The following is a 12,269-nucleotide window of genomic DNA, read 5'->3' on the forward strand; positions in this document are numbered from 1 at the left end:
TCGAGGCAGTGTCGGCAGTTCCTTCGGGTTGGCCCGCTCCGAGCACCCCCTGCGGCGAAGGTCATCGATGAAGTCCAGACTTGCTTACTTCGCGCTCGGAATCGTCCTTCTCGGGGTTTCCTCGCTCCTCGCGGTTCCGGCACAGATCCATGCCAGTGGCCTGGCAGCCTTTGCTGACATCGCTGTCGGCCAGGGGCTCGGTGGCTTCTGCTTCGCCATCATCACGTGGGGATGGGCGGTGACGGGCCCCGCGGCCGTTGCCAGCGCTGGCGACGCGGTGAGACGCCAAGAATTCATCAGCTCCCTCCTCGCGCGACTGGTCGTCGCCTCGGTGACCCTTCCGCTCTTCCTTCTCATCGCCATCGCCTCGGCCCAGACCTCCGCGGTACTGGCCTGCTTAGGCCTACTCTCTACTGCCCTCACGGGGCTTTGCGGCAACTGGTACTTCACTGGCACGGGCGAAGCCGGCGTGCTCTTCTTCATCGAGACACTTCCGCGAATCATGGGGACGATCGTCGGAACCGGCGTGATGTTGGCATTCAGCCTTCCTGCCGAAGCGAGCCTGCTCGGCATCGTTGGTGGAGTGCTCGTGGCGATCCTTCTTGAGGTGATGTGGGTGCGGCGCAAGGTAGCGCCCGACGACCCGTACATCCGACAGCCGCTGATCCCGCTGATCGCATCCCAGCGGCAGAGCGCGACGGTGTCGCTCGTGGGCGCCGCGTACACCACCATGCCCGTCGTGATCGTGAGCCACGTGAACCCTTCGGCAGTCGCGGTGTTCGCAGTTCTCGACAAACTGAACAAGCAGAGCGTCACTGCCATGCAACCCATTTTGAGCGTCTTCCAAGGTTGGGTGCCCAAGACAGGCCGCGACATCAAGCGCCGTGCCCAGCGCGCAATCGCGATCACCTCGGGCGTCGCCCTCTTTCACGTCGCCGGCTACGCAGTGCTCGGAACTTTCGTCATCGGACTGCTGTCCAATGCGGAGGTCTCGGCGACTCTCGCCGAAGCCGTACTCACCGGTCTTGCCGGCAGCCTCTACCTGCTGGACGCCGTCGTCGGACGCGCCGCGATGGTGCCCTTGCGCCAATTGAAGTCGCTGCATCGATCGACCCTCGCCTGCACGATTGTGGGGGTGTCGGCGGTCGCAGCCCTGGGCCTCGAGTTCGGCGCAGCCGGCGCGATGGCTGGTTACTGCGTCGGGCTCACTTTGAGGCTGCTTTGGGGCGTGGCGGTCGTCGCGAGATCCCCCGATCCCCAGCTTGCGAAGCGAGCCGAGCGGGAGGGCACGCCGTCAGTCGTGTGACCAGCGCGGGCTGGCCACTCCGAGCGCAATGGGTACCTGAACCCTCGTGGGACTCGTCACTGATCATTCTGACCGTTCGTAACAAGGACGTACGCGCGGTCACCTAGGCTCGGAATCGTGGACTCCCTGCTTCTTCCGGTCGGGCTCTTGGGCGCGTTCCTCCTCGCCATAGCCGCCACCCGAATGAAGCCGTCAACGAGGCTCGTCATCGCGGCCGTGCTGTGCGTCCCGCAGATCTTCTACAAGGCTCCCGTTCCACTGGCCGGTGCCTGGATCCTGGTGATCGGACTCAGCGCCATATTGGAATCGACCAAGAAGGTGGAGAGGCTGCGCTCCGCCACCTTCGGCATTGCGATCCTTCTACTGATCGCAATGCTCCTCAGCCTCATGTGGGCAATCGATGACCGCGAGGGTCAGGGCAAGACCTTGCGTATGGCCATGTTCGCCATCTTGTTGTGGTACGCACTTCGTGTCGGCCGTGAGTCGAGGTCGAGCCTCGACAAGGCTGTGATCTGGTCCGCTCCTCTACTGATGGCGCACGCAATCATCACCATCATCTTCAGGGTCTCGCCGGACATCGAAGAAGCCTTCCTCAAGTCCTCAGCAGGAGCCCTACTGGTCGGCGGCAGCGCGGCTGACCTGTTCAGCGGCATTGTCGCGCTACGCAACAACGTCCTGGACCCGGAGAAGGCCGGCGGCCTCTTCGTGAACGGCAACACAGCCTCCATGTTCATGGGGGTTGGCGGAGTCGCGTGCCTCCTCGTGTGGCAACGGACGAAAAGGCGCTCCATGCTCCTTGCCTCACTGGTCACCTTCGCCGGAGTGATCGGCACGGGCTCCAAGACCGGGCTGGCGCTCGTGATCATGCTCCCCCTCGCCGCGGTGCTTCTCGATCGGTTGTCGCGAAGGGGATACGGAGTGTTCATCCCACTGCTGGCGTTGTTCTTCGCAACGTGGGTCGTGTCTGGTGGCGCCGAGGCGACCCTGAACCAGCTCTTCCCGGTTTACGCGGAGAAGTCAGCGCTGAGCCTCGACTCGCGCCAACAGATCTGGTCGACGGCGTGGCTGCTGTTCAAGGAGAACCCGATGCTCGGCCTGGGCTTCGGAGGCTGGCTGGCCACGGCCAGCCAGTACTTGGGGACAACGCGATATCCACCCCACAACACCGTTCTCCAGGCCTGGGCCGACAGCGGCGGAATCGCGGCGCTGCTCACGATCGTCTTCATCTTCGTCGCGCTCGCAACCGCCTATCGCGCCATGACGGCGCAGACGACCGACCGTGGCCGGCGGTCGGCCGCGCTGTGCCTCGTCGGAGTTGCCTGGCCACTGATCCACGGAATGGGCGACAACACGACGATCTTCGGCGACCCTCACTCCATGGCTCTCATGGCGGTGATGATCGGCTACTCGGTCAGCTACCTGCGTCAGCCCGAGCACAAGAGGCCAGACGTCAACGCCGGGCGTGCTCCGAGCAACGAGCTCCAAGGGGTTGTGAGTTGAAGCTGTCGACCTTGAAGGCCAAGCTGCGGCGCGAGGGGAACCGTGTCCGCGCAGAACGTGCCGCTCACAAGCTCTCACCTACCGATCGCTGCGACCCGACCAGTCCCTACATCGTCTCCTTGACGACCTTCCCCGCCCGCGTCGGCAAGGCTCACTTGGCGCTGCACACGGTGTTGAAGGGAAAGACGCGGCCGAGGGCGATCGTCCTCGTGCTGTCGAGCGACGAGTTCCCTCAGCAATCGGCTCCCACCCCCGAGCTTGCCGCCCTGCAGGACCGTGGGCTGGTGCTGCACTTCGCTCCTGGGAACATCCGAAGCTACAAGAAGCTCCTTCCAGTTCGGGACCTCTATCCGGACGATCCGATCATCACGATCGATGATGATGTGCTGTATCCGCCTGAGTGGCTTGATGAGCTCGCTCACGCCCACCGCGAAACACCGGACGCCATTGTCGGTGTCCGCGGTCGCGAGATGCTTGTCCACGACAACACGCTCGCTCCGTACTCGACATGGCCGCTGGCTACCCCGGACGTTCCCTCCCTGCGCGTGATGCTCACAGGCATGGGCGGCATCGTCTATCCGCCACGCTCACTGCCGGCAGAGGCGTTCGATGCCGATCTCGCCATGAAGCTATGCCCCACTGCGGACGACATCTGGTTCAAGGTCACGTCGATGCTCGCGGGAACGCAGGTGCGCCAGGCCACGGCACCTCAGGACTACCTCACGGTGCGGAGCGCACAGACGAGCGCCCTCATGAAGGTCAATGTCGACGGTGGCCGAAACGACCACCAGTTCCGCTCGGCACTCGATCACTTCGGGCTCTGGAGCGCGCTCGTAACGCCTGAGGGCTGAGTGAATGCGGCTCGGGGCCTCGTAAGGTCCCGCGGACGCACCTTCCAGCGCTAAGCCGGCTGGAGCGTGGCGATGAGGCGGCGAGCCTCGGCACCTCGACCGACCCAGCTGTTGCCGTGGGCGATGGAGATCCGCTCATCACTCGCCGGCGTCGCAAGTTGCCGGTGCACAGCCTCGACGAAGCCTTCCCGGGTCGACTCCACCTCGACGTGCCCGGGGCGAGCGACAACTGCTGGAACCGGCGTAGAGACGACGCCTAGCCCGGTGGCCAGGTACTCGTAAGTCTTGAGCGGGTTGACGCCGCGCGTGTACTCGTTGATCGAGTAAGGGATCACTCCCACCTCAGCCGTCCAGTACAGCTCGGCGAGCTCGGGCAGGCTCAGCATGCCGTGGTAGGTCGCGCCCTTGCCGACGAGCGTCCGCAGCTCGTCATCTGCGCTGCCGCCGCCCTCGGCCACCGGGCCGGCCAGATGCAGGTCGATGCCAGCGTCGACGAGGGCGCCGAGGAGCTCGAAGTCGACCTTCCAGGTGCTGAGGTTGCCGGCGAAGACCGCACGGCCGGGCTGCCGCTCGAGCACCGCAGGGCGGGCAGCGTCGAACACTTCGGTGTCGGCGACGTTGGGCCAGTGCAGCACGTCCTTGAAGCCCATGCGCTCGAGATGCTCTACCACGACCTCGCTACTGCCGACAGCCTGCACTCCCGCCGCGGCCAGGCGCCGCTCGGAGCGCTCGACCAACTCGTTGTCGATGCCGTCGACCGTGCCCAGCAGATCCACGCAGTGATACACCGCGGCGTCGGCGATGTCTTCCAAGCCGTAGGTGACCGGCGTGTAGGTCCAGAGGATGCGCGGCGAGGGCTGGGCGATCCAGTCGGAGACCAGGCGGTGGACCGCCGGCCGGTTGAGCTTCGCAGCGACGCCGACGTGGCGCGGGATCACCCGGGGGGAGCGCACCTCGACTCCGGCCGGGATGGCGCGCTTGGTGGCGGCGTCCGCGACGCGGTCGCGCTTCAGGCGCCGCGCGATGCGCTTGACGTCGCGCATCTTGAGCTCAGGCTGACGCAGACCCATCGACTCTGTGTAGATCAGCGGATACTCACGAGCGAGCTCTCTCACCATCGTGTGCTGGTTCGTGGCGATCGCCTGGTTCCAGTCGGCGGTTCCGAGAACGAGCAGCCGGCTCATATGAGATCCCTTTCCAGAGACGCTGCCGAGGGGGAATCGGCAGAAACGCAAAGCGGTCGAGCGCTAGATCGTCACGACGCGTCGTTGCGGTGAACGTTCGGGCGGCGCAGCCGCCGGAGAGGACGATCCCACACGAGAACCCGTGCGAGTCGGGGTACGTCCAAAATGATGCTGGCGATGCGACGAAGATGGGCACGCCGACGGCCCGAGCCGTCAGGCCGCAGGCCGTGGCGTCGCAAGGTGGCCTCGTTGTCGGTCACGACGGCCCGCCACAGGATGCGCGGGCGCTCACGGAGCGGGGCGTCCCGGAGCTTGCGCACCCAGCCGAGGCCTCGGACGCGCCCGTACTCGGTGAGGGCCAGCCACTCCCGCATCGCCGTCGCGTCGGCTGGGTCGGACGCGGCATCGATACCGATGCGCCGCAACAGCGACACCGCGGTCTCGGTTGCCCCGGTACGTGCAGCGAGATCAACCAGGCTGCGGTGGGCGTCGTCGTCGGCCCCGCGGGCAGCGATGAGGTGCTTCATCCGGGCCTCGCTCCGCGGGTGCTCCGGTTCCCGCAGGGCGTGCAACGCGGCGATCAGAGTGGACCCGTCACGACCTGAGGCGAGCACGTCGCACTCGGCCACCCGGATCGTCGCCCGCTCGGCCCAGAGTGCCTCGAACACCACTGAGGGATCGGCGAGGAAGCCCGGGAAGCGGTGGTGCAGGTCGATCGTGATGGGCCATGACCGATGCCCGAGCGTGGCCGAGTGAGCCGGCAACAACCGCCCGTCGATCGGGGTGTCCATCGGCAGCCAGCCGTGCCCGGCCAGCACCTGCCGGAGAGCGGCGCTCTGATTCGGATCGACGAGCACGTCGACGTCGACCGAGGCGCCAGGAGGCTTCAACCCGTGGGCCGCCGAGACCGGGCCCTTGATGGCGAGGCATCGCATGCCTGCTCCGCGAGCGATGTGGTCGACCATCGCGTAGCCGAGCGTGACCGCATCGGCCGCGTGCAGCAAAACGCCAGTAGGACCCCCGTCGTCGTCCTCGAGATAGCGGGGGTCCACTGGCGTTCGCTGTGCTTCTGTGCCCCCGGAGGGGCAAGGGTCAGCCCGTGATGGTGCCGGCAGCCACGGAGACACCCGGGGCCGGGACCGACACGGCGTAGTCGACCGAGACGCCAGCAGCGCCGCCGCCGAGCAGCCCGCCGAGGACCTCGCCGAGGTCGGGGACGATCGTGAAGGTGAGCGTGGTGTTCGACCCCGCCGGGATGCCGGCAAGCGACGAGGTGGTGGCGGTCTTCGAGCTGAGCGTGATGCCCACGAAGTTGAGGCCAACCGTCGCCCAGGTGGCGGCGTCGGGCTTGAACGGCACGAAGGGGCCGCCGGGCTTGCGCTGCACACGCAGGTTGCTGAAGACCACGGTGACCTGACCGGTCGGCTTGACGCCCTCGTTGGCGAGGATGATCGTGCCGGTGAAGAGGTTGCCGAGCTTGTTGATCTGCGCGCCGGAGGCGGTGACCTTGGCGTCGGGGCTCACGGCGGCGAACGCCGGGACAGCGGTGGCCAGCGAGACGGCCGGGACGGCCCAGGCGGCGTTGGCGCCGACACGGAGCACGGAGCGACGGGTGGCGCCGGACTTGGCGGAGACGGGAGCGTTCTCAGTCATGATGTGCGTCCCCCCATAGGACGCGCGACCAGCGGGGGTTCGAGGACAGGTGGAGATGTGGTCCGCGGTCGATGGGATGAGATTAGCGGCCCGCGCTGGGACCCGGACCCGGATTTCAAGAATGCTGTGTTAAATCCGAATGTCGTGCCTCACGTTCGCGCCCCGCCCGCCGATGGGAACCGGTTGAGGCCTCACTCGGGATCAGCAGCATCGCCCGTCACGACCACCGCCTCGCCGGCCAACTGCTCCAGCAGGCGCCCCAGTGCCTCATCTGGCTGATCGGGCAGGTCCAGCTCCCTCGCCAACGACGCGAGCAGCTCGGATCGGGTCATCGGCCCGCCCGCGGTCAGGTGGCGGTGGATGGCCGCAGCCACCGGGGAGAGCAGCACGACCCGCTCGCCGATCAGGATGAGACGCTCACCCTCTACGTCGAGGACATCGAGCGACGGGGCCGCGACCACCTGCTCGGCGTCGAGCTCGACCGGGTCGTCGTCGCCCACTCCGGGGCCGGAAACTCCCCCCGCAGAACCCTCGATCGGGGCCTCATCCGAGGGACGCGGAGACTCCGAGGATCGGGAGAGGAGGCTCTCCACCGCCTGCTCGAGTCCGTCAAGATCGCCGTACGTCACGCGCCAGACGCCGGCCGCCCGGCTCAGCGCGCGATCGAGGTAGTGAAGAGGGCGTGGGAGCCGCGCCAGGTACGACGTCTCCCTCGCCACCAGCGCGACCGCGTGAGCGCGGGGCAACTCCTCGACCAGGGGGACGTCCCGCCCGTCACGCTCAAGAAGCACGACCGCCCCGAGGTGGAGGTCTCCAGAGGTCTCGACGAGACCGGCCTCATCCGGGCTGACCTGCCTCTTGAGATACGTGCCCTCAACGACCACGGAGACGGGCTTGGGGTGGGCGAACACCCTGCCCTCGGCGTCGATACCGACGGTCTCGTCGGACAGGTAGGCCCAGCGTCGGCCCAGGTGCTGAGCAGCGGTCGACTTGCCCGTGCCGGAGGGAGCGACGAGCGCGACCACAGCGCCGGTGGACGGGTCGGCGAGGCCCGCTGCGTGCACCGTCCACAGCTCGTGCGATCGGGCCTCGATCGCGGCGACCGTGACGTCGCGCGCCAGCGCGTGCTGCACCTCTTCGTCCGATCCCGCGATCGCCGTCACCTGCGCGTCCGGTTCCGGCACGTGAGCCTGGGTGGCATCGACGAGCGCACGCGACCACAATCGCCGGAAGGAGGCGACAACGGCGTCGTCGCTTTCGAAACACACGGCGACGGTGCCTCCCAAGGTCTGCACTGTGACGATCGCCGCGCGTCGATCCGACGATTCCACCCCAGGCTGCACGCGGTCACTGTAATGATTCGGACGCGCGGCTACGGAGGAATGCGGTAACGCGAGAGCCGCCGACCAATCGAGGGAGTTGACGCAATCATGGGGATCCAGGACTACCTGCGGGCACTGCGTTCGCACTGGATCGGCTCGCTGGCGATCCTGGCGGCCGTGTTGATCGCCGTCGCCGCGTACACCGTGACGCAGCCGAAGGTCTACGCCGCCAATGCCACCGGGTTCGTCGGCACCGGCGAGAGCGACAACCCCGCGCTCGGATCGATCAACGACCAGCTCGCCAAGAGTCGTGCGACCTCGTACGTCGACATCGCCAAGAGCCGCGCCACCGCCCAGCAGGTGATTGACGACCTGGGGCTGAGGGAGTCTCCGGCGAGCCTCGTCGGCAAGGTTGAGGTGTCGCAGCCGGTAGAGACCGTCCTGCTCAAGATCACGGTGCGAGCCAGCACACCAGAGGAAGCTCAGCGCCAAGCCGACGCCTACATCGCCGCAGTGGCGGATCAGGTCAAGCTGATCGAGTCGCCGAACGCTCCGACCCCCGATGGCACCCCGCGCGTGGTTCCGATCGAGTCCGCTGAGCTGCCCGGTGCTCCCGTCTCGCCGGATCCCATCATGAACGGCGCCCTTGGCTTCACCTTGGGACTCATCCTCGCCACCGCCTACGCCGTCGTCCGCCAGCAGTTCGATCGACGTCTTCGCCGCCCCGACGAGATCGAGAAGCGCGTGGGCCACTCGGTCGTCGCCGCGATCCCGGCCGCGCCCGTGCTCGAGCACGACCGCGGCTACGAGGGCGGCATCGCCGTGCGCGGCGCCCGCACCGCCAACTCCCCCGCAGCTGAGGCCTTCCGCAAGCTGCGCACGAACCTCACCTACATGCGCGTCGACAACCCGGTGCGCTCGATCGTCGTCACCAGCGCCCGCCCGGGCGACGGCAAGAGCACGGTCGCGGTCAACCTGGCCGCCGCACTCGACTCGACCGGCGCGCCCGTCGTCCTCATCGACGGCGACCTGCGCCGCCCCTCGGCCGCCTCGGCCTTCGGCGTCGACACCACCGGCGTGGGCCTCACCAGCGTGCTCGCCGGCCTCGTGCCGCTCGAGGACGCTCTGCAGCGTCCCGAGGGCTTCCACAACCTCCAGGTGCTGCCCGCCGGCCCGCCCGCCCCGATCCCGAGCGAACTGCTCGGCTCGCGGGCCATGCGTGAGCTGGTCAAGAAGCTGCGCGGCCAGGGCTACGTGATCATCGACGCCCCGCCGCTCCTGCCCGTCACCGACGCCGCCGTGCTCTCGGTGGCCGTCGACGGCACGCTGCTCGTGCTCTCGAGCGGCAAGACCCTCGACACCGAGATCCAGCAGGCCATCGACTCCCTCGAGACGGTCAACTCCGAGATCCTCGGCCTCGTGGTCAACCGGGTCAGCAAGAAGACCGGCGTCTACGGCTACGGCTATGGCGACATGTACGACGGTTACGTGACCGAGGACGACGGCTCCGCCCCTGCACCCCGCCAGTCGCGGCGCGACGACCGCGACGACTACCGCGGTGGCGGGCGTCGCGGTGGCCGCGGTGGCGGCAAGTCGCGCCGTAGCCGTAGGCGCCAGTACGCCTGAGCGCGGTGGAGCGGACGGAACACGAGGTCGAGCGGGTCGTCGTCGCCAAGGGTGACGACGTCGCCGTGGCGTCGTCACCCCAGCGCGTGTCGCTGCTCGACCTCGCGCACCTCGATCGGCCGCCGGTGGTGCTCGAGGGCTCGGCGGCGATCATCTGGAAGGCGATCGACGGCGAGCGGGACCTCGAGGGTGTGGTCGCGGCGGTCGCCGACGAGGTGTTCGTCGAGGCCGACGTGGTGCGCGACGACGTGCTGACCTTCATCGATCAGCTGCTGGGCCTCGGGCTGTTGCGGCGCCGGTAGGACGGCCGGGGCTCAGCAGGCCGGGGCGAGCTGACTCGGCGGCACCTTGCCGTCGATGGTCGGCGTGACGCGCACGTCGGTGGGGCCGAGCTGGCCCTTGGCCGACTCCATCGTCCACGACAGGTTGATGGTCTGGCCCGGCGAGAGCTGCAGGAAGGTCATCGCGACGGGGCGGCCGGCGTCGTCCACGCGGTCGACCTCGAGCGGCTGGCCGTTGGAGCGCACCTCCCCGATGGTGCCGCCCTGCGGGGCGAAGAGCCGCACGGACACCAGCTGGAGTCCGGGCGGAGTGCCGAACAGCCCGCCGCCGGTGATGTACTCCGGCAGCTGCGCGGCGTTCTTGGGCGCGATCGAGGTGGCGCGCAGGCGACCGGTGTAGCTCTGGCGGTTGCCCGTGCAGCCGGCCGTGTCGATCACGGCCTGCGTGCGCAGGTAGTACGACATCTTCGAGCCGGTGTTGTCGTTGTAGGTCACCAGCACATCAGGACGACGCTTGGCCGGCGCCCCCGCCACCGGCTCGACCTGACCGGCCACCCGGGTGCCGTCGATCTCGCCCTGGATGGTGCGGTCGTAGCTGTGCAGGAAGACCCGGCCCTCCTGGGCGGCCTGGGCGACGCCGCGCAGCAGGGCCGCGGGGTCCTTCACGTCGGAGGTGATCTTCTCGAAGGCTACGCGCGCGGCCTCGGCGAAGAAGACGTTCTGCTTGAGCGGGTCCTTCTCGCGCAGGTAGGTGTTGTTGAGCAGCTCGTCGACCAGGTTGTCGCCGTTGAGCTCGCGCCGCTGCACCGTGATCGGGCCGGTGGCCTTGATGAGGTAGCCGAGCGAGACGGTGTCGACCATCAGCACGCCGTCGATGCGGTCGTTCGGGAAGGAGCGCAGCCACAGCGCCTTCATGATGTCGCTGGCCCGCGGCACGTCGGGGGTCATGTTGGCGCTGAGGTAGTACTCCCCCACCGGCGTGCCGTAGAGCGCCTGCTCCGCCTCTGTCAGCTTGAGGACGGGCTGGGAGGTCTTCGGGAAGTCGAAGCCGTCGGTCTGGCGCAGCAGGCTGATCTTGCCGTTCGCCGCCCGCAGGTAGGCACCCGCGCCCGGGAGGCCGCCGGTGGAGCGCACCTCGGCGTTGTTCTGGAACACCAGCATGTAGTTGCGCGGACCGTCGGCGCCCAGCATCGACGGCAGGATGCGGGTGGCGATCTCGGCCGAGCGCAGCGCCGCGGCGGCGTCGTCGGTCTCCTTCGCGAGCCGGTCGAACGCCGAGCGCACCGGGCCGACGTAGCCGCTCGGGTCCTCGGCGGCCAGCTGGCGCTGCGCGCGCTCGAAGGCCTGGGCTGCGCTCGCCACCGGCGCCTGCAGTGCCGTGACGCGGTCGAGCGGGATGCGGCCGTCGCGCACCGTCAGCTTGTCGACCTCGGCCGAGGCGGTCACCAGCTGGCTGATGCCGTCGCGGGCGATCGCGTCGATCGCGGCCGAGGCAGCGCGCACGCCGCGGGCGTCGTCCCCGAAGAACGGGAGGCGCGTGAGCAACGACCACGTGAAGCCGTGGGTGCGGTCGTCGGCTGAGGCGGCCGATTCGGTGAGCGTCGTCAGGCGCGGGTCGCCCTCGGCCACGATCTGCCCGGCCGAGGCGTCGGCGCGGATCGCCTGCGCGGCGTCCGCCGCCCGGTTGAGGTCGCCCCGCACCTGCAGCGCCTGGTAGCCGGCCCACGCCACGGCCAGCACCGCCAGCAGGGCACCGCCGAGGAGCCAGCGGCGGTCGAGGCGAGGCCGCCGCGAGCGCGACCGGCCACGCGAGCCGGAGCGGCGCGAGGAGCTCCGAGAGCGGGACCGCGACATGGAGGCGAACCTAGGCGATGCGGCGCCCACGCGCGGTCATTCGCCGCAGAGTGGGCGCCAGATCACGCGTCAGCTGACGACGACGGCGGCGGGATCGCTGCTGCTGTCGGCGAAGACGGACCCGTCACCGGTGTAGAGCACCCGGCACGCCCAGGTGCCGGCGCGGTTGAGCACCGGCCCGCGGATGCGCTGGTTGGCGTCGACGTAGGCGAAGGCGTTGCCCGTGCGCGTGAAGGTGCGGTTGTTGGCCACCACGGAACAGGTCACGGAGACGCTGCCGGCGGTCACCGCAGTGCCCGAGGCGCCGACGGTGGCGCGCACGATGACGGGATCACCCACAGCCGCCGGAGGGACGACCCTGTTGATCGTGGTGGTGGTGGGCACGGAGCCCGGGTAGGGCGCGGCCTGAGCAGCCCCGGCGGCGAGCCCGGGAGCGACGGCGACGGAGGCCAGGAGAGCGAGGGCCATCTTCTTCATGGTTTTCCCTTAGCGGAGCAGACCGCCCGAGGGGGTCGGGCGTTGACCTGCCCGGGCCCCATGCCCGGGCTCGCGAGAGCCTGCCAGAGGGCACCTCGGGCGCGGGCCGGATTGCTGGTGCTCGCGGCTCGCAGCTCGAAGATTTAACCCTCGCTCCTCGCTCGGGGCGGCCGGGCATGCCGGCCGGGAAATGCCACGGGGCCCCGGGCAGTAGC

General features: G+C 68.6%; 11 protein-coding genes. 5 read left to right on the forward strand and 6 right to left on the reverse strand.

Annotated elements, in window-relative coordinates:
• Nucleotides 1–67: 67 nt before the first annotated feature.
• The 3 genes from ACERUN_RS14285 (at nt 68) to ACERUN_RS14295 (ending at nt 3,657) form a co-directional block, all read left to right on the forward strand.
• Nucleotides 68–1,306, forward strand: a complete 1,239-nt coding sequence (locus tag ACERUN_RS14285) for a hypothetical protein (RefSeq protein ID WP_370290688.1) — start codon at nt 68–70, stop codon at nt 1,304–1,306.
• 117 nt (nt 1,307–1,423) lie between these two features.
• A complete protein-coding gene (locus ACERUN_RS14290; RefSeq protein WP_370290689.1) occupies nt 1,424–2,806 on the forward strand; it encodes an O-antigen ligase family protein in 1,383 nt (460 codons plus the stop codon).
• Nucleotides 2,803–3,657 carry a hypothetical protein gene (locus tag ACERUN_RS14295; protein WP_370290690.1) on the forward strand — a complete coding sequence of 285 codons (855 nt, stop codon included), beginning with the start codon at nt 2,803–2,805 and terminating at the stop codon, nt 3,655–3,657. Before ACERUN_RS14290 ends, ACERUN_RS14295 begins: the two co-directional genes overlap by 4 nt.
• A 50-nt stretch (nt 3,658–3,707) precedes the next feature.
• Here ACERUN_RS14295 and ACERUN_RS14300 read toward each other — a convergent pair whose 3' ends face one another.
• From ACERUN_RS14300 to ACERUN_RS14315, 4 genes are all read right to left on the reverse strand, one after another.
• Nucleotides 3,708–4,841 (reverse strand): glycosyltransferase, encoded by a 1,134-nt coding sequence (locus tag ACERUN_RS14300; protein WP_370290691.1) that lies wholly within the window; start codon nt 4,839–4,841, stop codon nt 3,708–3,710.
• A gap of 71 nt (nt 4,842–4,912) precedes the next feature.
• Nucleotides 4,913–5,893, reverse strand: a complete 981-nt coding sequence (locus ACERUN_RS14305) for a nucleotidyltransferase family protein (protein ID WP_370290692.1) — start codon at nt 5,891–5,893, stop codon at nt 4,913–4,915.
• Nucleotides 5,894–5,933: 40 nt separating this feature from the next.
• Nucleotides 5,934–6,494, reverse strand: coding sequence for a hypothetical protein (locus ACERUN_RS14310; RefSeq protein WP_370290693.1), 561 nt, complete (start codon nt 6,492–6,494; stop codon nt 5,934–5,936).
• Between the two features lie 191 nt (nt 6,495–6,685).
• The gene (locus ACERUN_RS14315) at nt 6,686–7,837 is read right to left on the reverse strand and encodes a hypothetical protein (RefSeq protein WP_370290694.1); all 1,152 of its coding nucleotides are present in this window, start codon (nt 7,835–7,837) and stop codon (nt 6,686–6,688) included.
• 87 nt (nt 7,838–7,924) lie between these two features.
• On the opposite strand from ACERUN_RS14315, the gene ACERUN_RS14320 reads away from it, so the two are divergent.
• Together ACERUN_RS14320 and ACERUN_RS14325 are read left to right on the forward strand one after the other, a co-directional pair.
• On the forward strand, nt 7,925–9,442 hold the full coding sequence (locus ACERUN_RS14320) for a polysaccharide biosynthesis tyrosine autokinase (RefSeq protein WP_370290696.1): 1,518 nt from the start codon (nt 7,925–7,927) through the stop codon (nt 9,440–9,442).
• A 5-nt stretch (nt 9,443–9,447) separates the two neighbouring features.
• A complete protein-coding gene (locus tag ACERUN_RS14325; protein WP_370290697.1) occupies nt 9,448–9,744 on the forward strand; it encodes a PqqD family protein in 297 nt (98 codons plus the stop codon).
• A gap of 12 nt (nt 9,745–9,756) precedes the next feature.
• Here ACERUN_RS14325 and ACERUN_RS14330 read toward each other — a convergent pair whose 3' ends face one another.
• Entirely contained in the window at nt 9,757–11,577 is a 1,821-nt protein-coding gene (locus tag ACERUN_RS14330) for a DUF4012 domain-containing protein (RefSeq protein ID WP_370290698.1), read from the reverse strand.
• Between the two features lie 69 nt (nt 11,578–11,646).
• Nucleotides 11,647–12,054 (reverse strand): hypothetical protein, encoded by a 408-nt coding sequence (locus ACERUN_RS14335; RefSeq protein WP_370290699.1) that lies wholly within the window; start codon nt 12,052–12,054, stop codon nt 11,647–11,649.
• Nucleotides 12,055–12,269 lie beyond the last annotated feature (215 nt).

This window comes from Nocardioides sp. (assembly GCF_964229035.1).
Classification (GTDB): Bacteria; Actinomycetota; Actinomycetes; order Propionibacteriales; family Nocardioidaceae; genus Nocardioides.

Coding starts and splice junctions, on each gene's coding strand:
- ACERUN_RS14335 (WP_370290699.1), bottom strand. CDS start 12,054: ATGAAGAAGATGGCCCTCGCTCTCCTGGCCTCCGTCGCCGTCGCTCCC.
- ACERUN_RS14320 (WP_370290696.1), top strand. CDS start 7,925: ATGGGGATCCAGGACTACCTGCGGGCACTGCGTTCGCACTGGATCGGC.
- ACERUN_RS14300 (WP_370290691.1), bottom strand. CDS start 4,841: ATGAGCCGGCTGCTCGTTCTCGGAACCGCCGACTGGAACCAGGCGATC.
- ACERUN_RS14330 (WP_370290698.1), bottom strand. CDS start 11,577: ATGTCGCGGTCCCGCTCTCGGAGCTCCTCGCGCCGCTCCGGCTCGCGT.
- ACERUN_RS14285 (WP_370290688.1), top strand. CDS start 68: ATGAAGTCCAGACTTGCTTACTTCGCGCTCGGAATCGTCCTTCTCGGG.
- ACERUN_RS14310 (WP_370290693.1), bottom strand. CDS start 6,494: ATGACTGAGAACGCTCCCGTCTCCGCCAAGTCCGGCGCCACCCGTCGC.